The organism is Xanthobacter nonsaccharivorans, assembly GCF_043194755.2.
GTDB classification, from domain to species: domain Bacteria; phylum Pseudomonadota; class Alphaproteobacteria; order Rhizobiales; family Xanthobacteraceae; genus Xanthobacter; species Xanthobacter autotrophicus_G.
In genome coordinates this window covers 2,311,868-2,338,030 of sequence record NZ_CM195526.1, presented here as the reverse complement: position 1 = coordinate 2,338,030, position 26,163 = coordinate 2,311,868, and the positions used below count along the sequence as shown (strand labels likewise).

The 26,163-nt window shown below is 70.6% G+C and carries 24 protein-coding genes; 9 read left to right on the top strand and 15 right to left on the bottom strand.

Annotated features, from left to right (window positions below):
- The first annotated feature begins 205 nt into the window (after positions 1-205).
- Complete coding sequence (locus V5F59_RS10675) at positions 206-1,246, top strand: 3-hydroxyacyl-CoA dehydrogenase NAD-binding domain-containing protein (RefSeq protein WP_393977149.1); 1,041 nt, start codon at positions 206-208, stop codon at positions 1,244-1,246.
- A 264-nt stretch (positions 1,247-1,510) separates the two neighbouring features.
- On the opposite strand, the gene V5F59_RS10670 is transcribed toward V5F59_RS10675, so the two are convergent.
- Positions 1,511-2,242 carry a cytochrome c biogenesis CcdA family protein gene (locus V5F59_RS10670; RefSeq protein WP_393977147.1) on the bottom strand — a complete coding sequence of 244 codons (732 nt, stop codon included), beginning with the start codon at positions 2,240-2,242 and terminating at the stop codon, positions 1,511-1,513.
- Between the two features lie 276 nt (positions 2,243-2,518).
- Between V5F59_RS10670 and V5F59_RS10665 the strand changes: the two genes are divergently transcribed.
- Positions 2,519-3,574 (top strand): P1 family peptidase, encoded by a 1,056-nt coding sequence (locus V5F59_RS10665; RefSeq protein ID WP_393977145.1) that lies wholly within the window; start codon positions 2,519-2,521, stop codon positions 3,572-3,574.
- Positions 3,571-4,086: a hypothetical protein gene (locus tag V5F59_RS10660; protein ID WP_393977143.1), complete on the top strand. Its 516-nt coding sequence runs from the start codon at positions 3,571-3,573 to the stop codon at positions 4,084-4,086. Before V5F59_RS10665 ends, V5F59_RS10660 begins: the two co-directional genes overlap by 4 nt.
- Before the next feature lie 55 nt (positions 4,087-4,141).
- On the opposite strand, the gene V5F59_RS10655 is transcribed toward V5F59_RS10660, so the two are convergent.
- Positions 4,142-5,662: an FAD-binding oxidoreductase/lyase gene (locus V5F59_RS10655; protein WP_393977141.1), complete on the bottom strand. Its 1,521-nt coding sequence runs from the start codon at positions 5,660-5,662 to the stop codon at positions 4,142-4,144.
- A 195-nt stretch (positions 5,663-5,857) separates the two neighbouring features.
- On the opposite strand from V5F59_RS10655, the gene V5F59_RS10650 reads away from it, so the two are divergent.
- The 3 genes from V5F59_RS10650 to V5F59_RS10640 are packed head-to-tail and all read left to right on the top strand — an operon-like array spanning position 5,858 to position 8,892.
- The gene (locus V5F59_RS10650; protein WP_393977139.1) at positions 5,858-6,379 is read left to right on the top strand and encodes a SixA phosphatase family protein; all 522 of its coding nucleotides are present in this window, start codon (positions 5,858-5,860) and stop codon (positions 6,377-6,379) included.
- A gap of 2 nt (positions 6,380-6,381) precedes the next feature.
- Complete coding sequence (locus V5F59_RS10645; protein ID WP_393977137.1) at positions 6,382-7,836, top strand: YcjX family GTP-binding protein; 1,455 nt, start codon at positions 6,382-6,384, stop codon at positions 7,834-7,836.
- A gap of 45 nt (positions 7,837-7,881) precedes the next feature.
- Positions 7,882-8,892, top strand: a complete 1,011-nt coding sequence (locus tag V5F59_RS10640; protein WP_393977135.1) for a YcjF family protein — start codon at positions 7,882-7,884, stop codon at positions 8,890-8,892.
- On the opposite strand, the gene V5F59_RS10635 is transcribed toward V5F59_RS10640, so the two are convergent.
- From V5F59_RS10635 to V5F59_RS10620, 4 genes are all read right to left on the bottom strand, one after another.
- The gene (locus V5F59_RS10635) at positions 8,878-9,456 is read right to left on the bottom strand and encodes a hypothetical protein (protein ID WP_393977133.1); all 579 of its coding nucleotides are present in this window, start codon (positions 9,454-9,456) and stop codon (positions 8,878-8,880) included. The genes V5F59_RS10640 and V5F59_RS10635 overlap by 15 nt on opposite strands.
- Positions 9,453-10,622, bottom strand: coding sequence for a vWA domain-containing protein (locus V5F59_RS10630; protein WP_393977131.1), 1,170 nt, complete (start codon positions 10,620-10,622; stop codon positions 9,453-9,455). Before V5F59_RS10630 ends, V5F59_RS10635 begins: the two co-directional genes overlap by 4 nt.
- 240 nt (positions 10,623-10,862) lie before the next feature.
- Complete coding sequence (locus V5F59_RS10625; RefSeq protein ID WP_393977129.1) at positions 10,863-11,996, bottom strand: polysaccharide biosynthesis/export family protein; 1,134 nt, start codon at positions 11,994-11,996, stop codon at positions 10,863-10,865.
- A 310-nt stretch (positions 11,997-12,306) separates the two neighbouring features.
- On the bottom strand, positions 12,307-13,062 hold the full coding sequence (locus V5F59_RS10620) for a metallophosphoesterase family protein (protein ID WP_393977127.1): 756 nt from the start codon (positions 13,060-13,062) through the stop codon (positions 12,307-12,309).
- A gap of 328 nt (positions 13,063-13,390) precedes the next feature.
- Between V5F59_RS10620 and cbiB the strand changes: the two genes are divergently transcribed.
- Positions 13,391-14,362, top strand: a complete 972-nt coding sequence (cbiB, locus tag V5F59_RS10615) for an adenosylcobinamide-phosphate synthase CbiB (RefSeq protein WP_393977125.1) — start codon at positions 13,391-13,393, stop codon at positions 14,360-14,362.
- On the opposite strand, the gene V5F59_RS10610 is transcribed toward cbiB, so the two are convergent.
- The 9 genes from V5F59_RS10610 to V5F59_RS10570 form a co-directional block, all read right to left on the bottom strand.
- A complete protein-coding gene (locus V5F59_RS10610; RefSeq protein WP_393977123.1) occupies positions 14,346-15,797 on the bottom strand; it encodes a cobyric acid synthase in 1,452 nt (483 codons plus the stop codon). The two genes, cbiB and V5F59_RS10610, sit on opposite strands and share 17 nt — an antisense overlap.
- A 17-nt stretch (positions 15,798-15,814) precedes the next feature.
- Positions 15,815-16,459 carry a cob(I)yrinic acid a,c-diamide adenosyltransferase gene (gene cobO / locus V5F59_RS10605; RefSeq protein WP_393977121.1) on the bottom strand — a complete coding sequence of 215 codons (645 nt, stop codon included), beginning with the start codon at positions 16,457-16,459 and terminating at the stop codon, positions 15,815-15,817.
- Positions 16,456-16,992 (bottom strand): bifunctional adenosylcobinamide kinase/adenosylcobinamide-phosphate guanylyltransferase, encoded by a 537-nt coding sequence (gene cobU / locus V5F59_RS10600; RefSeq protein WP_393977119.1) that lies wholly within the window; start codon positions 16,990-16,992, stop codon positions 16,456-16,458. The genes cobO and cobU overlap by 4 nt, the downstream gene beginning before the upstream one ends.
- 231 nt (positions 16,993-17,223) lie before the next feature.
- Entirely contained in the window at positions 17,224-18,663 is a 1,440-nt protein-coding gene (gene rfaE1 / locus V5F59_RS10595; RefSeq protein WP_393977117.1) for a D-glycero-beta-D-manno-heptose-7-phosphate kinase, read from the bottom strand.
- 12 nt (positions 18,664-18,675) lie between these two features.
- The gene (rfaD, locus tag V5F59_RS10590) at positions 18,676-19,686 is read right to left on the bottom strand and encodes an ADP-glyceromanno-heptose 6-epimerase (RefSeq protein ID WP_393977115.1); all 1,011 of its coding nucleotides are present in this window, start codon (positions 19,684-19,686) and stop codon (positions 18,676-18,678) included.
- A 102-nt stretch (positions 19,687-19,788) separates the two neighbouring features.
- On the bottom strand, positions 19,789-20,799 hold the full coding sequence (gene waaC, locus V5F59_RS10585) for a lipopolysaccharide heptosyltransferase I (RefSeq protein ID WP_393977113.1): 1,011 nt from the start codon (positions 20,797-20,799) through the stop codon (positions 19,789-19,791).
- Positions 20,796-21,818: a lipopolysaccharide heptosyltransferase II gene (gene waaF, locus V5F59_RS10580; protein WP_393977111.1), complete on the bottom strand. Its 1,023-nt coding sequence runs from the start codon at positions 21,816-21,818 to the stop codon at positions 20,796-20,798. The genes waaC and waaF overlap by 4 nt, the downstream gene beginning before the upstream one ends.
- A 115-nt stretch (positions 21,819-21,933) precedes the next feature.
- Positions 21,934-22,452, bottom strand: coding sequence for a phasin (locus V5F59_RS10575; protein WP_393977109.1), 519 nt, complete (start codon positions 22,450-22,452; stop codon positions 21,934-21,936).
- Positions 22,453-22,611: 159 nt separating this feature from the next.
- On the bottom strand, positions 22,612-23,175 hold the full coding sequence (locus tag V5F59_RS10570; RefSeq protein WP_393977107.1) for a phasin family protein: 564 nt from the start codon (positions 23,173-23,175) through the stop codon (positions 22,612-22,614).
- A 210-nt stretch (positions 23,176-23,385) separates the two neighbouring features.
- Here V5F59_RS10570 and V5F59_RS10565 point away from each other — a divergent pair, with 210 nt between their 5' ends.
- Both V5F59_RS10565 and V5F59_RS10560 read left to right on the top strand, forming a co-directional pair.
- Positions 23,386-25,701: a PAS domain S-box protein gene (locus V5F59_RS10565; RefSeq protein ID WP_393977105.1), complete on the top strand. Its 2,316-nt coding sequence runs from the start codon at positions 23,386-23,388 to the stop codon at positions 25,699-25,701.
- Positions 25,702-25,910: 209 nt separating this feature from the next.
- Positions 25,911-26,147, top strand: a complete 237-nt coding sequence (locus V5F59_RS10560; RefSeq protein ID WP_393977103.1) for a (2Fe-2S)-binding protein — start codon at positions 25,911-25,913, stop codon at positions 26,145-26,147.
- Positions 26,148-26,163 lie beyond the last annotated feature (16 nt).

Sequence of the window (26,163 nt, the reverse complement as noted above, 5' to 3'; positions counted from 1 at the left end):
AGCCCAGCCCTACCTTGAAAGGTATGCCGCTGCGCGGCTCCGCCTGCTATGTACCCCGACGACATCCTTGGAGCGCGATCCGATCAAATTGATTCCGCTTGATCGGTGAATCGCCCTCCGAACATGAAGAAAGAGAACGCGTTGTCCGGGCGGGTCGCGGTGCGGCCGGCTCGGCGCGCGCTCTCGGGCCCGAGGAGAGAAAGCCATGTCCAGTCATCCGAGTCCGGAAATCCGCAAAGTCGCCGTGATCGGGTCCGGGACCATCGGCGCGAGCTGGGCGGCGCTGTTCCTCTCGCGCGGGCTGGAGGTGGTGGTGAGCGACCCCGCCCCGGGCGCGGCGGAGGCCACCCAGAAGCTCATCGACGCCGCCTGGCCCATCCTCACCGAGCTCGGCGGCGGGGGCAGGATCGATCCGAAGAGCTGGCGTTTCGAGCCGGACCCGGTGAAGGCCGTGGAGGGCGTGCAGTTCGTCCAGGAGAATGCGCCCGAGCGCTATGAGGTGAAGAAGAAGCTCTTCCCCGCCATCGACGCGGTGCTGCCCCCGGAGGTGGTCATCGCCTCCTCCTCCTCCGGCCTTCTGGTGAGCCGCATCTCCGAAGGCTGCGCCCATCCCGAGCGCTGCATCATCGGCCATCCCTTCAACCCGCCCCACCTCATCCCGCTGGTGGAGGTGGTGGGCGGCGAGAAGGGCAGCCCCGCCGCGATCGCGACGGCGATGGCCTTCTACAAGGCCATGGGCAAGCACCCCATCGAGATCCGCAAGGAAGTGCCCGGCCACGTGGCGAACCGCCTGCAGGCGGCCCTGTGGCGCGAGGCGATCCACCTCGTCGCCGACGGCGTGTGCTCGGTGGCGGACGTGGATGCCGCGGTCTCCGAGGGGCCGGGCCTGCGCTGGGCGCTCATGGGCTCGCACATGACCTTCCACCTCGGCGGCGGCACCGGCGGGCTGGAGCACTTCATCCACCACCTGCTGCCGGCCATCGAGACCTGGTGGGCCGACCTCGGCACGCCGAAGATGACGCCGGAGTTGCAGAAGGCTCTGGTGGAAGGCGTGCTCGCCGAGGCGGACGGCCGCTCCATCGCCGACCTCGCCCAGCGGCGCGACACGCTCCTCACCCGCCTCGTGGCGCTGAAGCACGCCTACGACACGGAGGCCGAGCAGAAGGAAGACAGCGACCGCCTCGACGAGGCGCTGGAGGAGAGCTTCCCGGCGAGCGACCCGCCCGCCGTCCACCGGGAGGCCTGAGGCCTCGAGGCTTTTGTGAAGCCGGGGTCCTCAAGCGAGGCCCCCGCTGCTTCCTCCTGCCGCCATCCTCCGGCCTGTCCGGAGGCCCCGCTCTGCGGGCCGGCCGGTGTCTGCGTGTTCAAAGACGGGCAAGCGGCCCGGTGGATGCCCCCGGACAAGCCGGGGCGTGACGGGTCGAATCTTCGCGGGAGCATGAAGCCACCGCGCGCCCTGCCCGCCTCCACTCAATAGGTCGGAGGATGCCACCGGCCGCGGGCCGCGGCTCTATCCCAAGGTGGAGAGCGCGGGGAATGTCTCGATCAGCCAATAGCTGACATTGGCGATCCAGCCGGACATGAAGGCGACGCCGGTGAGCACGAGCATGGCGCCCATGGCCTTCTCGATCACCGGCAGGAACCGGCGCACGTGCACGAGGCCCTTCAGGAAGGGCCGCACCGCGAAAGCGGCGAGCAGAAACGGCACGCCGAGGCCCAGCGAATACACCGCGAGCAGGCCCGCCCCCTTGGAGACGGTGGCTTCCGATCCCGCCACGGCGAGGATCGCCCCCAGCACCGGGCCGAGGCAGGGCGTCCAGCCGAAGGCGAAGGCGAGACCCATCACGAAGGCGCCCCACAGGCCGGTGGTGTCGTGCACATGGGCGCGCGCCGTGCGGTGGAGCAGATGGATGCGGAACACGCCGAGGAAGTTCAGCCCCATCACGATGATGGCCAGCCCGGCGATGATGGAGAGAATGTCGAGATGGGCGCGCAGCAGGTCGCCCATGGCCGAGGCGCCCGCCCCCAGCAGCACGAACACCACCGAGAAGCCGGCCACGAACAGCACCGCCCCCGCCATGGCCCGCCGCGCCACCTCCTTCACCGGCTCGGCGCCGGCGAGGTCGTCCAGGGTGCTGCCGCCGAGGAAGCAGAGATAGGGCGGAACCAGCGGCAGGACGCAGGGCGAGGCGAAGCTCACAAGGCCGGCGAGGAAGGCGGCGGGCAGGGTCACATCGGCCATGGAAGGGGATCGGCTCTCTTGCTGGGTCTCGGGTTCGGTGGGCGCGCGGGCTCAATTGCCTGCCCCTCATGGGCCGGCGGACGCCGTGGGGCAAGCCACACTTCGCCGCGCTCGCCGGCTTGTGAGCGCGGCGAGAGGCCCCTGTCCCCGGACCCGCGACGGCACGGCCGCAGCGCCGTCCGGGTGTCCCCGCGGCCTGCCGCTTCCGCGCCGCTGCCTTCCCCATCGCCTTCGCCCCCCGTTTGCGCCTAAAAGGGGCGCCTGGGAGGCCCGAGCGTGCGCAATCTCATCACCGACGTGCCCGGCATCCACGTGGGCAACGCCACCGACCTTGCCATCGGCACCGGCGTGACGGTGGTGCTGTGCGAGGAGCCGGCGGTGGCGGCCGTGGATGTGCGCGGCGGCGGGCCCGGCACCCGCGAGACCGACCTCCTGGACCCCGCGGCCACGGTGGAGCGGGTGGATGCCGTCTGCCTGTCCGGCGGCTCCGCCTTCGGCCTCGATGCCGCCTCGGGGGTGATGGCAGGCCTGGCGAAGCGCGGGCGCGGCTTTGCGGTGGGGCCCGCCCGGGTGCCCATCGTGCCGGGCGCCATCCTGTTCGACCTGCTCAATGGCGGCGACAAGGGCTGGGAGGAGCACCCGCCCTACCACCGCCTCGGCCGCACGGCGCTGGAGGATGCGGAGGCGAACGGCCTCCACTTCCCCCTCGGCTCCGTGGGCGCGGGCACCGGCTGCACCACGGCGACGGTGAAGGGCGGGCTCGGCTCCGCCTCCGCCCTCGGCGCCGACGGCCACGTGGTGGGCGCGGTGGTGGCGGTGAATGCCGCCGGCAGCCCGCTGTTCGGCGCCGGCCCGCATTTCCGCGCCGGGCCCTATGAGCGGCACGGGGAATTCGGCGGCCTCGGCCTGCCTTCCGCCCTGCCGGAGGAGGAGGCGGCCCACCCCCACCTGAAGGGCGGCGTCGCGCGTTTTGCCACCACCCTCGCGGTGGTGGCCACCGATGCCATCCTCTCCACCGTGCAGGCGCGCCGGCTCGCCATCATGGCGCAGAATGGGCTCGCCCTCTCGCTTTATCCGGTGCACACGCCCCTCGACGGAGACGTGGTGTTCGCCCTCGCCACCGGCCGCCGGCCGCTGGAGGCGCCGCTGCCGGACCTCGCCCGCCTCGGCGGGCTGGCATCCATCGTTCTGGCGCGAGCCGTGGCGCGGGCCATCCATGCCGCGCGCCGCCTGCCCTTCCCCGAAGGCCAACTGAGCTGGCAAGACCATTTCGGTGCCCGCTTCGCTTCCCCTTCCGCCGCCGGTGCGGCCGACCCAGGACTTGCCGAATGACCGTTCCCACGACGCCCCATCGTCCCGCGGCCCCAGCGCCGGCGCGCCTCGGCGGGCCGCTCGCCATCATCTTCTGGTGCGCCTGCGGCATCACCGCGCTGCCGCTGGCCGGGCTGTTCTCGCTGGTGGCGGGGCTCGGCGTCGGCGGGGCGAAGGCGGTGCTGTTCGATTCCTTCGCGGGGGCCGGTCTGCCCCAGCAGGTGCTGCGCCTCGGCCTCGTGCCGCAGGTCATCCTGTTCGTGTGGGCGGCGAGCCTGGTGCTGCTGACGGTGATGAAGGCGCGCGCCGCCCTCTCGCTGTCGCCCTGGCTCCTGATTGTGTGGGTGATCGCCTCCACCTACAGCCAGTTCGCCATCCGCGACGCCATCTCGCCGGACGGGGCCGACCTCTCCGCCTTCGCGGCGCTGATGCCGGGCCTGCTCGCCCAGGCCGGGCTGGCGGCCGCCTTCTTCGGCTATTTCAAGGAAGGCCAGCGGCCGCAGGCCTACTACACCCGCGGCTCCGGTCTCTGACGGGCGCCGCGCGGGCTGGGATCCGTGGGGCTTCGGGTTCCGCGCGGGTCCGACCTCACTGGCGCTGGGTGCCGTCCTCGTCCATCTCCCGGCGGGGACGGCGGCGGCGGGCGGATTCGGCCGCGGCGCGGGCCGCGACGTCCGAAGCCCAGCCCGACGCCTTGTGCAGCGCCGCCCGGGCCGCGTGACGCGAGGCGGCGGTGGCCGCCGCCACCCGGCGGCGCGGCGGGGCAGGAGGCGCAAGGGGCGTGACGGGCTCCGGCGCGGCCGCCTCCTGCGGCGGTGTGTCTGCCGGGGCCGGTTCGACAATGGCAGGTTCCGGGGCGGCGGAGGCGGCCTCGCCCTGCAGCTTGGCCGCGAGCCGGGCATGCCAGAAGCCGGCGAACCGCGCGATCCGCGAGGCCCAGCTGCGGCGGGCGGCGGCGGCGAACGGCTGGAGCAGCACGATGCGGTCGTCGCGCTCGGCGATGGCGCCCACGATGAGGGCGGCAGCCATCAGGCCATGGGTCAGCTCGTCGCCCGATGCGGCAAGGGCGTACCACACCCCGCGCTCGCCCTCGTGGATCAACGGCATGCCGCCGGTCTGCGGCAGGCGCAGGCGCGCCCGGGTGCCCTCCACCAGGTTGTGGCCCACCTCCGGGTAGATCTCGCTGGCGTGCCGGCGCACGACCCGCGCCGCGCCCACGCGGGTGAAGGCGGTGGTCGCGGTCATGGCGGCGAAGGTGAGGCGGTCCCCGGTCCAGTGGAAGCGCGCCCCGGCGGGCCCCGCCTCGTCCACCAGCCCGGCGTAGGGCACTTCCGGCCCCGGCACGCGGAAGGTGCCGCACACCCAGGGAATGGTCTGGAACGGGACGGTGCCAACCCGCGCGAAGGCCGGCGCGCCGGAGACCACCACCTGGAACGCCCGCACGCGGACACGGCCGAAATCGAGATATTTGCGCAGGCCGTTGAGATCGGCCGCGACGGTGCCGTCAGCCGGGACGAAGCGCACGCCGGCGGAGCGGGCGGCCTCCTCCAGGGCGGCGCGCAGGGCCTGGGCGTCGATGCGCTCCGCCGGCACCACGCCCAGCGCCAGCGCGTAGGCCGAGGTGCCGAGCAGGGCGGCGACGTCCTCAGCCTGCACCAGCACCGTGGAATCGGGGGCGAGCTTCTGGCGCAGCTCGTGCTCGCGCAGCAGGCCTTCAGCCTCATGGGGCCGCGCGACGGTCAGGCGCCCGCGCGGACCGGCGGTGACGCCCGCCTTCTGCGCGAACAGCAGCCCGCGCTCGGCCGCATGGTCGGACAGGATGAGCAGCTCCTGCGCATCCGCCTCCCCCACCCGCGCCACGAGCTCTTCCGTGGGCATGGCGAAGCCGGGCGCCAGCGTGCCGTCGAGAGAGAGCCGGGCACCTTCGCCGGTGGTAAGCAGCACCACGTCCCGCCCGCGCGAGGCCAGGTCGCCGGCCATCACCAGACCTGCCACGTCGTTGCCGACCACGCAGATGTCGCAGTCGAGCGTGCGCTTCGATACCGCATTCTGCCGTCCCTCGGCGGGCAGCTGCTGCGCCCCCGAGCGGGAAGAAAACTGTTCGCTCATCCAAAATATCCCGCCAGCGCCGCCGGTAGCGTCTCCCCTGGCCCTTGAGAAACCGTTTATTTGCGGCACTCTCGTGGCATCGGCCGCGGCGGTGGCCGGCCTGGCGTGACGCTGGGGCGCGGGGCGGGCCCGTTGCACCGCACACACGGCCTCTGCGATAAGGGCGCACATTTTTCGCTGATCGGTTTGGATTCCATGCGCCGTCTCATTTTGCTGCGCCACGCCAAGTCCGACTGGCCGGACGGGGTCGCCGATCCCGAACGGCCCCTCGCGCCGCGTGGCCGCAGCGCGGCGCCACGGATCGGCGCCTACATTGCCCGCGAGCAGCTGGTGGCGGACCGGGTGCTCGTCTCCCCCGCCCGCCGCACGCGGGAGACCTGGGACCTCGTGGCCGCCCAGCTGCCTCCGATCAAGGTGGTGGCAAGCGAGCCGCGCATCTACGATGCCTCCGCCGCTCGCCTCCTCTCCGTGCTGCGGGACCAGCCGCGCGAGGCCCATTCGGTGATGCTGGTGGGGCACAACCCGGGCCTTGAGGACATCGCGCACCTGCTTGCAGCCGGCGGGCCCCCGCCCCATCTTGCGAAGATGGCCGAGAAATTTCCCACCGGCAGCCTCGCCGTCATCGACCTTCCCATCGACGACTGGAGCGCGATCGTCCCCGAGAGCGGGCGGCTCGACCGCTTCGTCACCCCGCGCGACCTGCCGGGAAGCGACTAGGAATGGCGCTCTTCGCCGACGCCGTGGACGATGCGCGCATCGCGCTGAAGACCTTGGCCGACCGCGTGGAGGGCCTCGCCCATCCCACCCTGCGCCTCGGCGTCACCGGCCTGTCGCGGGCGGGCAAGACCATCTTCACAACCGCCTTGATCCATGCCCTCACCCGCGGCGGGCGGCTGCCGGTGTTCGAGGCCATGCAGTCCGGCCGCATCGCCAGCGCCGAGCTCCAACCCCAGCCTGACGATGCGGTGCCGCGCTTCGCCTATGAGGACCACCTGCGAACGCTGGCGCAGGCGCGAGCGTGGCCATCCTCCACCACGCGGGTCAGCGAGCTGCGCCTCGCCATCCGTTACGCGACGGCCCGCGGCAGCGTGCGCACCCTCACCCTCGATCTCGTGGACTATCCCGGCGAGTGGCTGCTGGACCTGCCGCTCCTGGACATGAGCTATGCCGCGTTCGCCCGCCAGAGCCTCGCCCTGGCCCGCGCCCCGGCCCGCGCCTTGGTGGCCGCGCCCTGGCTGGCGGCGCTCGACGCCGCCCCGCCGAACGGCCCCGCCGACGAAGCGAAGGCACGGGAGGTGGCGGCGCTTTTCACGGCGTATCTTTCCGCCTGCCGGACCGAGAAGCTGGCCATGAGCCTGCTGCCGCCGGGCCGCTTCCTCATGCCGGGCGACCTCGAAGGCTCCCCGGCGCTCACCTTCGCCCCCCTCGACATGGCCGAGGATGCGCCCCGCGCCGGCACGCTGGGGGCGATGATGGAGCGACGGTTCGAGGCCTACAAGAACGCGGTGGTACGGCCCTTCTTCCGCAACCATTTCGCCCGGCTGGACCGGCAGATCGTGCTGGTGGACACCCTTGCCGCGCTGAATGCCGGCCCCGCCGCGCTGGCGGACCTGGAGCGGGCGCTGGACGGCATCCTCGCCGCCTTCCGCACCGGGCGGAACAGCCTCGTCAGCACGCTCTTCCGCCCGCGCATCGAGAAGGTGCTGTTCGCCGCCACCAAGGCCGACCATCTGCACCGCCAGAGCCACGACCGGCTGGAGGCGATCCTCGCCCGCCTGGTGGAGCGGGCGAAGGCCCGGGCGCAGGATCGCGGCGCGGCCCTCGACGTGGTGGCGCTGGCCGCCATCCGCGCCACCCGCGAGGCGCGGGTGCGGCGCGACGGCCATGAGCTCGACGCCATCGTCGGCACCCCGGAAGCCGGGCAGGAGGCCAGCGGCCATGTCTTCGACGGAACCGAGGAGATGGCCGTCTTCCCCGGCGACCTGCCGGCGGACCCGGACAGCCTGTTCGATCCCTCCGGCGCGGGCTTCCGCGGCCTTGCCTCGGCGGCCGACGGGGACGTGGACTTCCGCTTCCTGCGGTTCCGGCCGCCGGCCGGCATCGGCGCCGGCCCGCTGCCGCACATCCGGCTGGACCGGGCGCTGCAATTCCTCCTCGGCGACCGGCTGGCATAGGCAGCAGGGCTTGCCGGCGCCACTTTTGAGGGCCATGTGCCAGCCATGAGCGACGAGCGCATCTCTCCCCGACGCCCGCAGGTGTTCCGCCTCGACGAGGCGGCCATCACCCTCGCCCCGCCCGAGCCGGTGGAGGCCGAGGCCGCCCTGCCGGTGCCGCTGGAGCCGCGCCGGCGCACCGGCCTGTCCTGGGGCGCGCTGTTCTGGTCGGCGCTGGGTGGCGTCACCAGCCTTGCCGCCTATGTGGGCCTCTCCCGCCTGATCGACGATTTGTTCGCTCGGGCCGAATGGCTCGGCTACGTGGGCCTCGCGGTGACGGCTGCGCTGGTGCTGGCCGGCGTGGTCATCCTCGGCCGCGAGCTCGGAGGGCTCGCCCGGCTGGCGAAGCTCGACGACATCCGCCGACGCGCCGCCGACGCCCTCGCCGACGACGACCGCGCCTCGGCCGAGGCCGTGGCGCGGGACATGCTGCGCCTGACCGCCGCGGCTCCGACGCTGGCCCGCGCCCGCGCCGACCTCGAAGGCCATCTCTCCGGCATCATCGACGGGGCGGACCTGGTGCGGCTCACCGAGCGTACCCTGCTCGCCGGCCTCGATGCCCGCGCCCGGCAGATGGTATCGGACGCGGCCCGCAACGTCTCCGTGGTCACCGCCGTGTCGCCACGCGCGCTGGTAGACCTTGCCTTCGTGCTGTTCAGCGCGGTCTCGCTCATGCGCCGCCTCGCCCAGCTTTATGGGGGGCGGCCGGGGGCGCTCGGCATGCTGCGGCTGGTGCGGCACGTGGTGGGCCATCTCGCCATCACCGGCGGCATGGCGGCGGGGGATACGCTGGTGCAGCAGATCGTCGGCCAGGGCCTCGCCGCCCGCCTGTCCGCCCGGCTGGGCGAGGGGGTGGTGAACGGGCTGCTCACCGCGCGGCTCGGCCTTGCCGCCATCGCGGTGACGCGGCCCCTGCCCTTCACCGCATTGCCCGCGCCCCGCCTCGCGGACGTGGCCACGGGCCTGCTGCGAAAGGCCGAGGAGGAGGAGAAGGAGGCCGCCTCACGCCGGCAATAGGTGGGCGGGCACGGCCTCAGGCCTGTAGCGCACGGGCCGGTTGCGCCACACCATCTGTCCCGTGGGCCAGGCGAGGGCGGCGGACAGGGCAGCGAGCAGCACCGCCGCGTTCCACTGCCGCTCGGACAGCGCGAAGCCGATCACCGCGACGAGCCCGGCGACCGTGGCCACGCCCAGCACCGCCATCAGCCGGAAGCGCCAGGCGGGAAAGCCGCCGATGTAGCGGCATTCACCGCCCGCCCCGCCCCGCGCCGCGTGGAAGGCGCGCACGAAGGCGGCATAAGCCGACCCCTGGTCGCGCACGGCGGTGAGCGAGGTGCGCGAGGCGGAGCCGATCTTCAGCTGGGTTCCGTCGCGGCCCCTCAGCTCCATCTCGAAGGCGGTGCCGGCGAACTTGGCCGCCTGGAATCGCAGGCGCACCTCGATGATATCGGCAAGGCTCAGCCGCCCCTCCTTCGCCCCCACGGCGAACAGCAGCACCCCCGGCCCCAGAGTGAGGCGCACGCCCGCCCCGCCGAGCCGCGGCAGATAGGAATAGGAGGCCCCGCCTTCCGCAGAATTCACGTCAGCTCCCGCATGGCCGCGTCGATGCCCTGGACCGTCAGCGGGAACATGCGCTCTTCCATGATGTGGCGGATGAGACGGATGGAATCGGTGTAGCCCCAGTTCGCTTCCTGCACCGGATTGAGCCAGACGGCATGGGGATAGGTGGCCAGCAGGCGGGAGAGCCACACCTTGCCCGGCTCCTCGTTGTTATGCTCCACCGAGCCGTTGGCATAGGTGATCTCGTAAGGGCTCATGGAGGCGTCGCCCACGAAGATCAGCTTGTAGTCGCTGCCGAAGGTGTGCAGCACGTCATGGAGCGGGATGCGCTCGGAGGCGCGGCGGGCATTGGATTTCCACACGCTCTCATAGACGCAGTTGTGGAAGTAGAAATGCTCCAGGTGCTTGAACTCGGAGCGCGCGGCGGAGAACAGCTCCTCGCACTGGCCGATGTGCCAGTCCATGGAGCCGCCCACGTCGAGGAACAGCAGCACCTTCACCGCATTGCGCCGCTCCGGGCGCAGCTTCACGTCGAGATAGCCCTGACGCGCGGTCTCGCGGATGGTGCCGTCGAGGTCCAGCTCGTCCGCCGCGCCGGTGCGGGCGAACTTGCGCAGGCGGCGCAGGGCCACCTTGATGTTGCGGGTGCCGAGGTCCACCTGGTCGTCGAGGTCGCGGAACTCGCGCTTGTCCCACACCTTCACGGCGCGGAAGTTGCGGTTGCCGTCCTGGCCGATGCGGACGCCCTCGGGATTGTAGCCATAGGCGCCGAAGGGCGAGGTGCCGGCGGTGCCGATCCATTTCGAGCCGCCCTGGTGCCGTCCCTTCTGCTCCTCGAGGCGCTTCTTCAGGGTCTCCAGCAGCTTGTCGAGGCCGCCCAGGGCCTCGATCTGCCGCTTCTCCTCCTCGGTGAGGTGCTTCTCGGCAAGCTTGCGCAGCCAATCCTCGGGGATGGCGTGTCCGTCCGCCGCCACCGCCTCCAGCCCCTTGAAGCAGTGGCCGAACACCTGGTCGAAGCGGTCGAGGTGGCGCTCGTCCTTCACCAGGCAGGCGCGGGCCAGATAATAGAAGGCATCCACCTGCCGGCCGGCCACGTCCTTGTCCATGGCCTCCATGAGGGTGAGATATTCGCGCACCGACACGGGAACGCCGGCCGATTTGAGCGCCTCGAAGAAGGCGATGAACATGCGAGCCCGAACCTCTTCCGCGCGCACGCGGGTGGATATGGCGAGGCCGAAACGATAGCGCGCCCGGCCTCCGGCGCAAAGGCCGGGGCCATCGCACCCCTCCGCGCTCTGGCGCCAACGCCTGGGCATGCGGCTCCGCCCCCGGGCAGGCCGCGCTGGCCGAAAAAAGAAAACCGCCCCGGAGCACCCGGGGCGGTTTCGAGCCTCTTGTACCTTATGCGAGGGCGGACGCCGTCCGGGTCAGTTCGCCCCGTAGAGGTAGGTATTGGTGCTGGCCATGGATTCCACGGTCGTGGCGCCCAGCAGCACCAGATTGAGGAACTTGGTGAGCTCCACGGAACCGGCGTTGGCGATGTAGACCACGTCCTTGTTCCGCATGGGCACCTTGGTGGCCAGCAGGAAGCCGGTCGGCTCGCGCAGGTTGAGGGTGTAGATGGTCGGCACGCGCTCTTCCTGCACGTCCGCCACGTCCACGCCCATGCGCCGCAGGGTCTCGCGGGTCTCGATGCGGAACAGGAACACCGACTGCGGGTCCGCCTGCCCGTCGTTGAGGCCCTCGGCCTTGCCGATGGCTTCGCTCAGGCTGATGGAGTCGTCGTTGAAGGGGAACTGGCCCTGCTTGCCGGACGCGCCGAACGCCAGGTAGGTGCGGGCGCGGGCGTAGATGTAGAGGATGTCGTTGGGCTGCAGGTAGATGTTGTTGGCCGGCTCGCGCACCAGGCGGCGGAAGCTGATGGTGGCATCGCGCCCGCCGCGCTGCAGGGTCACGAACATGTCGTAATCCTTGTTCGGCGTGGCGCCGGCGCGGCTGATGGCGTCGAGCACGCGCTCGCCGTTGGAGGTGAGCGGGAACTTGATGGGCGCGCTCACCTCGCCGAGCACGGTCACCGAGTTCGAGCGCTGATCCTTCACCGTCACCACGGCCTGGGGCTCGATGGCGCGGTTGCGCAGGCGCTCGACGATGGTGTCCTGCACCTGGGAGGGCCGCAGGCCCGCGGCCTTCACCTGCCCCGCATAGGGCACGGAGATGTTGCCGTTGCTGTCCACCTGCTGGACCGGGATGTCGACGAAGTTACCGGCGCGGGAGGCCGCCTCGGCCGGGATGAACAGACCGCCCGACGAGGCCTCGAAGATGGACACGCCGACGAGGTCGCCGATGCCGATCTTCACGTCCGGAATGGGCCCGCGGTCGTTGCGGAAGGTGCCGATCAGGCCCTGCGAGTCCAGCTGGGCGAGAACCTTCACGACGTTCGACGTCATCGGCACCAGCTTGTAGCCGACCCCGTCCGTGTCCTGCGTCTGGGGATTGCGTACTTCGACGCTATAGGGCCCCGAGGCGGGCAGCAGATTGCAGCCTGAAAGAACCGCGGCCACCGCAATGCAACCAGCGATCTTTAGGCCCGAGAGCCAGGTCTTCCGTGAAGTATGCACAAGATTAACCCCAGCTAAATCACACCCACGGCATTACCATGCGGCGGCTCAGTGGGGAATTCGCAAACCTTGGGGAATCACGCGCCCATCGGCATTTGCGGGGCCTTGTATCATCTTCGCAACAGGTGGTATCGTACTAAAATACCTCAATTTACTATGTGTTAATGATTTTGGTCCGGCGGTAAAATCTGGGGCCGGGCCATATCCGTTTCAAAATGGATGCATTTTCAGAAGTTTGCGTTTGTGCGCCGCATCACGTGGCGATCAGGTACCGGTCCGCGCCTTCGAGAATCAGGCAGGTGAGATGACCTGTCGCATAGGCACCGGTGTCGATGTTGATCCGGTTGCTCAGCACCTCGGCTTCCCGAATGGGCGTGTGGCCGTGCACCACGCAGTGGCCGAACCAGTCCGGGCAATCCAGGAACTCCCGGCGGATCCACATCATGTCCTCGCGCCGCTGCAGCTCCAGCGGCACGCCCGGCCGCAGCCCGGCGTGCACGAAGGCATAGTTGCCGCAGACGAAATGGGAGTGGAGCTGCTGCAGGAAGGCGACATGCGCGGGGGGAACCGCCTCGCGCCAGCTCTTCCACATCTGGGCCTCGTCGAGCCCCGGAGTCGGCGTGATGTAGGAGAACACCGTCTCCAGCCCACCGACGCGGAGCCAGTGGGGGAAGGCGTCCTGCGAGACAAACGCGTCCAGCATCATTGATTCGTGGTTGCCGGAAAGGCAGACCACCCGGCGCTTCCGCATCCGCTCCCTGAGCGCGTCGATCACGCCGGCGGACTGGGCCCCGCGGTCCACGTAGTCGCCGAGATAGACCTCGATGCAGTTGGGCCCCGGATTGGTCCCCATGTCCTCGTCGATATGCTCCTGAAGCGTGGTCAGAAGATCCAGCCGGCCGTGCACATCCCCGATCGCATAGACACGCATGTTCTCGGGCACGACGGGCGCCACGGGCTCATGCAGCACGTCGTCGAACACAGGGGGGCGAGGCTTCAGCAGCGTCATCAATGCACTTTCCCGAATTGCCCGCACATTAGGCAAGCCGCTAGAAGACATTACGCTAACATGCTTTTTTGATTCCTGCGAAATGAATATTGCATTGCAGCAAGGTCTATCGCAGGGACCAATTGGGTTCCCGGACCTCCGATCACGGTTCTGTGATCAAAGGCCGGAGCGGTTTTCCCCTAGAGCCCATACCCGCCGGAAGGGCTCTCGGGAGCCGGGGCTTTCGGCGTGACCGCCAAGGCGGAGAACGCCTTGTTCGGCCCTCAGCCCGGCGCGGGCCGGCCGGCGCGTCTTCAGAATAAGCGTGGACGAAGAAGGGGGCGGCAGGATGGCGTTCGAGGTTGCGGCGCTCGCCATGGTTCTGGAGGCGCTGCTGGGCTATCCGGCCGCGCTGGTGCGGCGCATCGGCCATCCGGTGATCTGGATCGGCCGCCTCATCGTCCTCCTCGACCACGGGCTCAACCGGCCCGGATTTTCCGCCGGACGGCGCCGTGTGCTGGGCGTTCTCGCCGCCTGCGTCATCGTGCTGGCGGCGGCCGTGCCCGCCTTCGCCATCGAGGCGCTGCTGCGGCCCCTGCCCTTCGGCCTCCTCGCCGTCGGCCTCATCGGCAGCACGCTCGTTGCCCAGCGCTCGCTCCATTGGCATGTGGCCCGGGTCGCCGATGCTCTGGACACCGGCAGCCTTCCCGCGGCCCGCACCGCCGTCAGCCATATCGTCGGGCGGGACCCGGAGACGCTGGACGAGGCGGGCGTCGCCCGTGCCGCCATCGAGAGCCTCGCCGAGAATTTCTCCGACGGCGTGGTCGCGCCGGTGCTGTGGATGTGCGTGGGCGGTCTCGCAGGTGGCGCCGCCTACAAGGCGCTGAACACCGCCGACAGCATGATCGGCCACCTCAACGAGCGCCACGCCGCCTTCGGCTGGGCGTCGGCGCGCGCCGACGATTACGTCAACCTGCCAGCCTCCCGCCTCGCCGGCATGCTGCTGATCACCGCCGCCGCCCTTTCCCCCGGCGCCGACGCGCGCGCCGCACACACCGCCATGCTGCGCGATGCGCCGCGCCACCGCTCGCCCAATGCCGGCTGGTCGGAAGCGGCCATGGCCGGGGCGCTGGGGCTGAAGCTCAACGGCCCGAAGGTCTATGGCGGCGTCTTCACCGAGGACGCCTACATGGGGAACGGCCGGCGCGAGGCGACCGCGGCGGACATCCGCGCCGCCCTGCGCCTCTACCGGCGCGCCGATGCGCTGCTGGTCCTCATCGTCCTGGCCGGGGCGGCCGTGCCCTTCATCTGGCCAGCGTGAGCAGAAGGTCGAGGTCCAGGTGGGCCTCGAGATGGGCGGCCAGGCGGTCCAGCGTCTCCTCCACGCGGGCCTCGTAGGTGGTCTCTGCGTCCGCGCCGCCGAGGCTGCGCAGGAACGCGCTCCTGAAGGCATCGGAGGCGAACAGCCCGTGCACGTAGGTGCCGGCGATGCGCCCGTCAGTGGACCGGGCGCCTTCTGCGCGCGCGCCGATGGAGAGGAAGGGGCGCGCGCAATCGGCCCCCTGCGTGACGCCCATGTGCATCTCGTAGCCCGAGACCGGCGCGCCGGCGGCCGTGCCGCTCACCTCCTCCAGCCGCTTCTCGCCGGAGAGCACGGTGTGCACCTTCAGCAGCCCCAGCCCGCGGGCGATCTTCGGCTCTCCCTCGATGCCATCCGGGTCGGCGATGGTCTCGCCCAGCATCTGGTAGCCGCCGCACAGGCCCAGCACCCGCCCCCCGCGCCGGGCGAAGGCGAGGATGTCGTGATGCAGCCCCTGCGCCTTCAGCGCCGCCAGATCCGCGATGGTGGCCTTGGAGCCGAGGAGCAGCACCAGGTCGGTCTGCTGCGGCAGGGTCTCGTGGGGGCGGATGCGGCGCACCTCCACGGCGGGCTCGGCGTCCAGCGGATCAAGATCATCGAAATTGGACACGTGGGGCAGGATCGGCACGGCGATGGTGATCCGCGCCCCTGCCTTCGCCGGCGGCGAGGCCGCCAGCGCCAGCGCATCCTCCGCCGGCAGGCGCACGGCCTCGGCGAAATGGGGCACGAGGCCCAGCGCCGTCCATCCGGTCGCCCGCGCGATCGTCTCCATGCCGGCGGCGAACAAGGACGGGTCGCCGCGGAAGCGGTTCACCACGAAGCCGCGGATCAGGGCGGCATCCTCCGGGTCCACCACCGCCTTGGTGCCCACGAGGCTGGCGATGACGCCGCCCCGGTCGATGTCGCCGATCAGCACCACCGGCACGCCCGCCGCACGGGCGAAGCCCATGTTGGCGATATCGCCGGCCCGCAAATTCACCTCGGAGGCGCTGCCCGCCCCTTCCACCAGCACCAAGTCGGCCTCGTCCCTGAGCCGGCCGAAGCTGTCCAGCACATAGGGCATCAGCGAAGGCTTCATCCCCTGGTAGGCCGCAGCCTTCGCAGTGGCGTGGACGCGCCCCTGCACCACCACCTGGGCTCCGGTCTCACCCTGGGGCTTCAGCAGCACCGGGTTCATATGGACGCTGAGGAGCACCTTCGCCGCCCGCGCCTGCAGCGCCTGGGCCCGGCCGATCTCGCCGCCGTCCGCCGTCACCGCCGCGTTGTTGGACATGTTCTGCGGCTTGAACGGCCGCACCTTCAGCCCGCGCAGCGTGAAGGCGCGGGCGAGCCCGGCGACGAGGAGCGACTTGCCCACGTCCGACCCCGTGCCCTGGAACATGAGCGCGCGCGCCATTCCCCCCGCCCCCCGCCTTAGAACTCGATGCCGGCCTGCGCCTTCACGCCGGCCGAGAAATGGTGCTTCACCAGGCCCATCTCTGTGACGAGATCGGCTGCGGCCAGAAGTTCCGGCTTGGCATTGCGGCCCGTGACCACCACGTGCAGACCGGGCCGGCGCGCCTGGAGGACCGCCACCACCTCGGCGAGATCGAGGTAATCGTAGCGAAGCGCGATGTTCAGCTCGTCGAGCACGAGCAGGTCGATGCTCTCGTCCGCCATCAGGTCACAGGCCTTGGCGAAGGCGCGGGCGGCGGCGGCCTTGTCGCGCACGAGGTCCTGCGTCTCCCAGGTGAAGCCCTCGCCCATGGTGTGCCAGGACACCCGGTCGCCGAAGGCCCGGAAGGCCTCCTGCTCGCCGGTCTGCCACGCGCCCTTGATGAACTGCACGACACCCACGCGCCCGCCCCGCCCCAGCATGCGCAGGGCGAGGCCGAAGGCGGCGGTGCTCTTGCCCTTGCCGGGGCCGGTGTGGACGATGAGAAGGCCTTTCTCCATGGTCTTCTCCGCCACCTCCCGGTCCTGCACCGCCTTGCGCTTCTCCATCTTGGCGCGGTGGCGGGCGGCCTCCGCCTCGTCCACGGTGCCGGCTGCGGGTGGGGTGTCGGCAGGGCCGCTCATGGTGTCTCGTCCTTCAAGGTCAGGGGCAGGCCGGCCACCACCAGCACCACCCGGCGCGCCTTGCGGGCGAGGCGCTGGTTGAGGAGCCCCGCCGCGTCGCGGAAGCGCCGGGCCAGCGCATTGTCCGGCACGATGCCGAAGCCCACCTCGTTGGCGACGCAAACGGTAAGGCCCGGCCGCGCCGCCAGTGCGGCTTCGAAGGCGTCCACCTCGGCGTCGAGATCATTTTCGGCGAGGAGGTGGTTGGTGAGCCAGAGCGTCAGGCAATCCACCAGCACCGGCCGCTCGGGCGGCAGGGTGGCGAGGAGGCCGGCGAGGTCGAGCGGCGCCTCGAACGTCTCCCAGCCGGCGCCGCGGCGGGCGCGATGCAGCGCGATGCGCGCTTCCATCTCCGGATCCGGAATGCCGCCGAAGGCTTTCTCCGCCGTGGCGATATAGGCCCGCGGTTCCGGCTCACGCTCCAGCAGTGCTTCCGCAAACCGGCTCTTGCCGGAGCGCGCGCCACCGAGCACGAGGACGAGGCCGCCGTTCAAGCGACCGGCTCCGGAACGGTCCGGAAGAGGCCAGCACAAAGGTTTGCCATCGTTGTCTTCCCACGGGTGGGGCACCCCCTTGCGCCCCCAGCGGCAGCCGCGGCGCAAACGCAGGAGGCTTGTGCCTCCGGCAGCTCGATCCGCGATTCGCGCATCACTTCAGCAGATCCACGCAAGACTCTGCACCGACTCATCTTTCGGCGCGCACTTCAAGTACTGCGCAAGGCTCACCTAGCCCCTCGCCTTCTTCACCAGCGCCGTGGTGGAGCGCCCCTCCACCAGCGGGATGAGCGCGACACGCCCGCCACGGGCCTTCACCACCTCCGCGCCCACCACCTGGTCCTCGCGATAGTCCGCGCCCTTCACCAGCACGTCCGGGCCGAGGGCGGTGATGATCTGAAGCGGCGTGTCCTCCTCGAACAGCACCACCAGGTCCACGCAGCGCAGCGCGCCGATGACACGGGCGCGCGCCGCCTCGTCCTGCACCGGGCGGCTCTCACCCTTCAGGCGCCGCACCGATGCGTCAGTGTTCAGCGCCACCACCAGCCGGTCGCCCTCCCGCGCCGCCGCCTCCAGCAAGGAGACATGGCCGGGGTGCACCAGATCGAAACAGCCGTTGGTGAACACCACCCTCGCCCCGGCCGCCTGCCAGGAAGCGATGACGGTGGCCGCCCGGTCCGGATCGAGCAGCGCGCCGGGCTCGGCCCCCGTGGGCACGCTGGCGTCGAGCGCGGCGTTCAATTCGGCCCGCGTCACGACCGCGGTGCCGATCTTGCCCACCGCCACCGCCGCCGCCGCATTGGCGAAATGCATGGACGTCTCGAGCGAATGGCCGGATGCCAGCGACACCGCCAGCGCCGCCAGCGCCGTATCGCCCGCGCCGGAAACGTCGAACACCTCCCGGGCCTGGGCCGGCACATGGCTCACCCGCCCGTCGCGCCGCCACAGGGTCATGCCCTTCTCGGCGCGGGTGACGAGCACATCGCCGCCGAACTGCCGCCCCGCCGCCTCGGCCGCGATGGCGGCTTCCGCATCGGTGGTGTCCGGCAGGCCGGTGGCGGCGGCGAGCTCCTGCCGGTTGGGGGTGACGAGGGTGGCGCCCCGGTAGGCCTCGAAGGTGCGGCGCTTGGGATCGACGATCACCGGCACGCCCTTCGCGTTCGCCGCCGAGACCGCCGCCGCGATGACGGCATCGGACAGCACGCCCTTGGCATAATCGGAGAGCACCACCACCGTGCTCGCGGCCACCGCCGCCTCCACTGCCGCAAGCAGGCGCGCGACCGTCTCCTCCGCCGGCGGCGCCAGCGTCTCGGCATCGATGCGGACGATCTGCTGCCGCCCGCTCATGACGCGGGTCTTGGTGATGGTGGGCCGCTCCCCGTCCGCCACAAGGCAGGAGAGGTCGATGCCAGGATAGGCGGCGAGCGTCCCGGCGAGCTGGGCCGCCTCCGCATCCGCCCCCACGAGGCCGACCAGCACCACGCGGGCGCCCAGCGCCGCCGCATTGGCCGCCACATTGGCCGCGCCGCCGGGCACGATGCGCTCGTTGCCGTGCACCAGCACCGGCACCGGCGCCTCGGGCGAGATGCGGTTGACCGAGCCGACGATATAGCGGTCCACCATCACGTCGCCGATGACGGCGATGGGTCCCGCCAGGCCTTCACTCCCCATGTTGGTTCGTCCTCACCCCGCGTTGCGCGGCTTCAGGTGGCCGTTCACATAGGCCGAGACGCCATCCTCCAGCGAGGTGAAGGGCCGCGTGTAGCCTGCCGCCCGCAGCTTGGAGACATCCGCCTGCGTGAAATACTGGTAGGCCTTCTGGAGGCTTTCCGGCATGTCCACGTAAGCGATGTCGGCATCCTTGCCGAGGGCGGAGAACACCGCCTTCGCCAGGTCCGCGAAGGAGCGCGCCTCGCCGGTGCCCACGTTGAAGATGCCGGAGACGTCCGGGCTCTCCAGAAGCCAGCGCACCACCTCCACGCAATCCTGCACATAGACGAAGTCGCGCAGCTGCCCGCCGTCCGCGTAGCGCGGATCGTGGGACTTGAAGAGCGTCACGCTCTCCCCCGCCTCGGCGGCCGGATAGATCTTGTGCACCACCGAGCGCATGTCACCCTTGTGGGCCTCGCCCGGGCCATAGACGTTGAAGAAGCGCAGGCCCGCGAACTGCGGCGGCCGGGGCCGGCCTTCCGTTACATCCGCCATCACCCGCCGGTCCACGAACAGCTTGGACCAGCCATAGGGGTTGAGGGGTGCCAGTGCCGCGAGGTCGGCGGCCTCCTCGGAATCGGTGAAGCCGCTGGTGCCGTCCCCATAGGTGGCGGCGGAGGAGGCGTAGACGAGGCCCAACGCCTTGCGCGCGCACAGGTCCCACAGGTCCAGCGTCGCGCGGATGTTGCGGGCGACGATCTTGTCGGCGTCCCGTTCGGTGGTGGCGGAGATGGCGCCCATGTGCACCACGGCGGCGAGCCGCCCGCCCTCCTGCTCCACGAAGGTGTTCACGGTCTCCGGCCGGATCACGTCGTGAAGGGCGATGTCGGCGATGTTGCGCCACTTGGGGCCGTCTTCCAGCCAGTCGGCCACCACCACGCGGTAGCCGTCCTCGGCTGCGGCGCGGGCGATGTTGGAGCCGATGAAGCCTGCTCCGCCGGTCACGAGGAGGAGGTCGCGGCTCATGGCCACCGATCGCGTCATCTCGCTCTCATCCCATCCGTTTGTCGGGCCCGGTGTGCCACGCACCTGCGCCTCTTGTCCATCTTCAGGGACGCAGCCTAACCGCGCAGCCCGGACCGGACGCTAGCTCCGAAGCCGCTCCAGCGCCTGCCAGACCTCGGCGGCGGAATGGTCGGCGAGGCACGGCGGCCCCTCCCGCGTTTCCGGAGCGATGCGGCAGGTGGCCTTCTCGCAGGGAGCGCAGGCCCGGCGGGCCTTAAGCTCCACCGCGCGGGCGCCGAACAGGCCGGTAAGGCGCGGGTTGGTGGGGCCGTAGAGGCCCACCGTCGCCACCCCATAGGCCGCCGCCAGATGGCCGAGCCCGGTATCCACGCTCACCACCCCGGCGGCGCCGGCCAGCACGGGGGCAAGGGTCTCCAGCGTCTGCGGCGGCAGCAGGCGCACCTGCGGCAGCCCCTCGGCGATGGCCTCCGCGCGGGCCAGCTCCCCGTCCCCATGGGAGAAGAGCAGAACCTCCTGCCCCTGCCCGCCCGCGCGTTCCGCCAACGCCCGCCAGCCGGCGAGCGTCCAGGTCTTGGTGGGCCAGGTGGTGCCGTGCAGATAGACGAGATAGGGCGCAGCCCCCGCCACCGGCGCCGGCCGCAGCCCGGAATCCGCCGCACGCCCCTCCAGCCGATAGCCGAGGGCCGCGGCGAACAGCTTGCGGATTCGCACCGCCATATGCTCCACCTCCGGCACATGGTGCCGCTGGTGGTAGCTGACGGCGGCAAGACCTTCCCGCGCGCTCGTCCGGTCGAAGCCGTGGCGCGCTCCGGAGGCGAGAAGCGCCACGCCCGCGCTCTTCAGCAAGCCCTGGGCGTCGATCACCACCTCGTAGCGTTCCGCCTGAAGCGCCGCGCGCACCATGGCGGCCTCGGCGCCGCGCAGGGCCTGGACCGGCTTGCGCAGCAGGCGCCGCAACGGCACCTCGATCACCCGCCGCACCGCCGGGTGCAACCGCGCCACGGGCGCGAAGGCTTCCTCCACCGCCCAGTCCAACTCGAGGTGGGGGACGGCGGCCATGGCGTCCGTCAGCGCCGGGAACGTGTGCACCACGTCGCCCAGCGAGGACAGCTTGACCACAAGCACCTTCATCGGCGCATCTGCTCGGCTGCGGCCAGAACCTCTTCGGGGGCGATGCCTTCCAGGCAGGCGAGGGTCTTCAGCGGGCATTCCCGCTGGTGACAGGGCCGGCAGGGCAGGTCCCGCGCCAGCACGCGGGCAAAGGGAGAGGCCGGCGGCGTCATCTTCTCGGACGAGGCGCCATAGAGCACCACCAGACGCCGGTCGAAGGCGCCGGCCACGTGCATCAGGCCGGAATCGTTGGAGATCACCACGTCGGCCGTGGCGAGGATGGCCGCCGCGTCGATGAGCGTGGTGCGGCCCACCAGATTATCCACCGGCACCCCCGCTCCCGCCTCGATGGCCTGTGCGGCCTCCGCATCCTTGGGCGAGCCGAGGACACGGATGCGGTAGCCCTCCTTCACCGCCATTGCGGCGAGGGCGGCGAACTTCTCCGCCGGCCAGCGCTTGGCGGGCCCGTATTCGGCGCCCGGGCAGAGCACCATCACCGGCCCCTCGCCGGAGAGCGGGAACCTGGCCGTCGCCTGGTCCACCGCACCATCCGGCAGCATCAGCCGCGGGCGCGGCGCGCGGGCGATGGAGCCCGCCGGCAAGGCGAGCGCGACGAAGCGGTCCAGCGTGCGGGCGGTCTTGCGGTTGGGATCGGGCCGCGCATCGGTGAGCAGGGGGCTGCGGCCTTCCGCCTTGTAGCCCACGCGCTCGGGAATGCCGGCGGCAAGCGGGACGATAGCGGCCTTGAAGGCGCGGGGCAGGATGATGGCTTTGCCGTAGCCCTCGGCGCGCAGGGCCCTCCCGGCCTTCCAGCGGGCGACAAGGCCCAACTCCCCATGGCCGAAACCGAGAGGGATGGTGCGGCGCACCCCGGGGATCATGCGAGCGACGGGAAGGGCGGCCGGAGGGGCCAGCACGTCGATGGGCCGGCCGGGCTCGCGCATCCGCAGCACTTCCACCAGGCTCGCCGCCATGACCATGTCGCCGACCCAGGACGGGCCGACGAGCAGGATGGGCGAAACGGAACCAAGGGCACGCATGCAAAAGCTCGCGGGGAGAAACGCCCGCGTCATTGCAAGGCGAAACCGCCGCGTCAAGCGTGTTCACGCAAGACGCGGCGGCGGATCATGGGCAAATCGACCGGAAATGGCGCTGTCAGGCGGCCGGCTTGATGGTCTTTTCCACCGAGGACTTCAGCGGCTCGGAGGAATCCGCGGCCACCTTCTGAGCGAAGGCGGACAGGTCCTTCGCCTGGGCGGTCAGGGCCTCGAACTGCTTGCGGGCATGGCCAGTGGACAGCTCCACCGCCTCGCCCAGGGACTTGGCCGTCAGCAGCGAGTTGAAATAGTCGAAGGAGGAGTTCACGTTCGACTGAACGGCCTCGAGCACCTTCGCATTGTACTGCGCCACGCCCTTGGAGGCGGTGGTGTAGGTGTCCTCGAGGGCGGCATTCACCTGATCGGCGGTGCCCTTCAGCTTGGCGTAGTTCTCGCGGCAGGTGGCGAGGCCCTTCTCCGCGATCTCGCGGACGGCCGTGGGCACCTCCAGGCCGGAACCGGCACTCGTGGTGAACGCCTTTTTCGCGGCTTCGATCTGGTCTTGGTAGGCCTTGATGAAGGTGTCGTTCATGTCTTCCTCGGTGAAGCGGGCGAGCCAGTCCGTGCGCCGAGTCACGCCACCTCATCCGTCTCCCGCCAGGTTGCGAACGCGCCTTCGCCCAGCGGAAAAACCGATGAATTGGTAAGCGTGTATCCCCGACTTTTCTGTTTATATCCCAGGAAGCATGCAGCGCAAAATGAAAATCTTGCGCTGCACAACTGTACAAAAGTTGTGTCAGTGGCCCTGGCTGGGGTCCGTGACCTGCGCGGCCGTGGTTGCCGCATGGTCGGCGGTGGCCTTGGCGTCGCGCACGGCGGTTTCACTCACGTTCTTGAAGTCCTGGGCGGCGCTCTGGGCGCTCTGGGCCGCGGAGGCAGCGAGGGTCTTCAGGCGCTCGCCAAGGGCGCGGGCATGCTCGTCAAAGGTGCGGACGGTGGATTCGCCCAGCGACTTGGCTTCTTCCCCGAAGGACTTGGCCTGCTCGGCCACCGACTTCATCTGGCTGGTCAGGAATTCAGCCTGCGCGCTCAGCATTTCCTGGGGGTTCTTGGCGGACACCAGCTTGTGCAGGAAGTCGAAGCTGGCCTCCACATTGGCCTCCATCAGGCCGATGGCCTTCTGGCGCAGGTCGTTGATGCCGGAGCGCACTTCCTCGATGCGTCCCTCGGTGTCGCCGACGGCTTCGCGGGCGTTATGGAACAGCGTTTCAAACGCCTGGCGCGCCTGCGCCACGTTCTTCTCCGCGATGGCACGCATCTCCGCAGGCAACTCCAGGTCCGGACCGAATTTCGTCGTCATGGCCGTCACTCCTCGGGTTGTCGGGGCGGCGCAGGCGACCGCACCGGGGATGATCTTAGTATCGCTCAGGGACGCTTCGGCAATATGAAAGGCAAAAAATCGCCCGGATTGCACTGACGTTAATCAATCCGGACGATAACAGCCCATAGGAACGTCCCAACATCCGCCGTAGGTCCGGCACGCCGGGGTGGTATGGATCAAACCGAAGACATGTCGCAGTCGAGCGCCCGCCCCGTTGCTCTGCCTCCGGCGGATCTTTCGCCCCTGGGGAGGACCGACCTCCCGTCCTTCCTTGTCGCCCTCCCCGCCGGCACCATCATCGAGGCGACGCCCGCCGCCGCCGCACGCGGCCTGATCGCGGGCACCGGCGCGCCGGCGGATGTCGCCCGGGCCGCGCTTGCGCTCTCCGGCCGGTCCGGCCTCGTCCGGCTGCGCCTGCCCGGCGCCTTCGTGCCACGCCTGTTCCGCTATGAGCACATGACCCTGCCCCGCGGCGCGGCCGTGCTGTTCGCCGATCCGGCCACCTCGGCTGAGGCCCCGGCCACGCGCCCCGTGCCGGCCGTCCCGCCGCCGACCGGGATGACGCCAATGGCGATGGATCCGGGTCCGTCCGCCCTCCAACCCGTCCGCATCACCTTCGAGACGGATGTGGACGATCGCCTGTCCCGCCTCTCCCCGCCGTTTGCCGCGGCGCTGGGGCAGCGCGCCGAGACCTTCCTCGGCCGCACCTTCGCGCAGCTGGAGGAGGCCGGGCTCCTGACATCCGGCGGTGCGCTTGCAACCGCCTTCGCCTCGGGCGGCAGCTTCAGCGACGTCAAGGCCACCGTTGCCCCGCGGACGCCAGAGGACGCGGCCCTGGAGCTCGACCTCGGCGGCGTGCCCGTGCTCGATGCGGCGCGGCGGCGGCGCTTCCTGCGCGGCTTCGGCGTGCTGCGCGCCCTGCCCAGGCGCGCCCGCGCGGCGAGGCCGGCCCTCCCGCTCATCCCCGACCTGGCCCCAGACCACCATCTCGCGGAGAATGTGGTGCCGCTGCGCGGCGGGACCCTCTCGCCGCAGGAGCGCTCCGCCTTCCGGGAGATCGCCCGGACCCTGGCCGCCGCCATCGAGGATTGGCCCAAGCCCCGCCTCGACGAGACGCCCGCCGCCCCGGCGGATGCGGAAGAGGCGGAGGGCCGCCGCGAGGCGAGCCTGCTCGACCGCCTGCCCGTAGGCCTCGTGGTCCAGCAGGAAGGCGAGCTGACCTATGCCAACCGCACCCTTCTCGCCCTTGCCGGCTGGGACAGCCTCGACGACCTGCGCACCGCGGGCGGCCTCGGCCGCATGCTGGAGCGGGAGGCGGACGGCAGCCTTTTCCTTGTGACCGCCGACGACCGGCGCCTGCCGGTGGAGGTGCGCCTCGTGGCCTCGCCCTTCATGGGCCGGCCCGCCTTGCTGCATGTCATCCGCCCCTTCGATGCGGCGGATGCCCGCGAAAGCCGCGCTGCCGCCCGCCGGGCAGCGCTCGACATGGTGCCCTGGCCCGTCTTCCTGCTCGAGAAGGAAGGCACCATCCGCCTGTGCAACACGGCAGCGGAGGCGCGTTTCGGCTTCTCCCCCCTCGATCTTGCGGGCGAGCCCTTCACCCTCGCCATTGCCCCGGAGGACCGGGCCGCCGCCGTGGCCGCGCTCGACCGGGTGGCGGCGGCCGCCGCGACCGAAGAACTCGATGTGCGCCTGCGCGACCGCAGCGGCGAAACCTTCGCCACGCGCATCGGCATCGCCCGGGCCGGCGCCGACCTGCAGATGCTCTGTGTGGTGGTGGGCCCTGCCCTTCCACCCCCCGCCCCCATGGCCTCGCCTGCTCCTCTCGCTCCTGTCGCGGTGGCGGAGCCGCCGGACCAGCTTCCCCGCCTCGCCCGCCGGCTGATGGAGAGCCTCGGCCGGCCTGTCGCCACTGCCCTCGGCTATGCCCGGAGCGAAACCCCGCCCTCGCCCATGCCCGTCGAGGTGCGCGAGGCGCTGTCCACCCTTCAGCGCTCCCTCGACGACCTTTCGGCCCTGACGGCCCCCCCGGAGGAGGCAGCCCCCGTCCCGTGTGATCTCGCCGCGCTGGCGCGCGCGGCCGTCGCCGCCCTCCAGCCGGAAGCGTGCCGGCGGCGGGTGGTCCTGCGCCCCGATCTTGCGGATCGCCTTTCAGTCCCGTCCCACGCGCCGCGGCTGACACGCCTGGTTCGGCTGATGATCGAGGAAGGGCTGCGCGCTACCCCGGCCGGCGGCTCCGTCGCCATCTCGCTGTTCGAGGAGGCCGGTCACGCCTGCCTCCTGGTGTGCGACGGCGGCGCGTCCCTGGACGAGGTCTCTCGCGCCACGGCGCTGGCACCGCTTTCGGTGGAGGCTGGAGCGGATGCGGATCGCTTCAGCGCTTCCGGCCAGCCCCTGCTCGCGGCGCGACTCGCCGCCGACGCGCAGGCCCTCGGCGGCGCTTTCGAGATCAGGCCGGACGTCACCCGCGGCATGATCGCACGGCTGACACTGCCGCTGGCGTGACCCCATCGGCCGGTTTCGGTGCTGGCGCACCTCCTGAGGCCGTTTTTCAAAATGGAATTGCTCGAATGTGACGCCGAATGTCTTTGAAGACAGCGGCAAAGCCACCATGTCGCGTTTTCACGGAGTTGACGAAGACCGCTCTAATGACAAAAAATGCAGTAGAAACAAGTTTTTAGAAGTCTTCCAATTTAGCGTTGCGGACCTTCGCCATGATCGTTTGCTCATGCAATGTCTTTTCAGACCGTCAGGTCCTCGACGCCCTTGCGGGCACACAGGGTCTTCGTTCCCCCAGTGAGGTCTATCGCTGCCTCGGCTGCTCTCCCCAGTGCGGCCGGTGCGCGCGGACCATTCGCAACCTCATGAACCAGGCCCAGGCCCACGACTGTGGCGGCTGCGCGGAGGATTGCCCCGTCGCCGCCATCACCGGCATGGTGGCCGCCGAATAGGTCCTCCACACTCCGT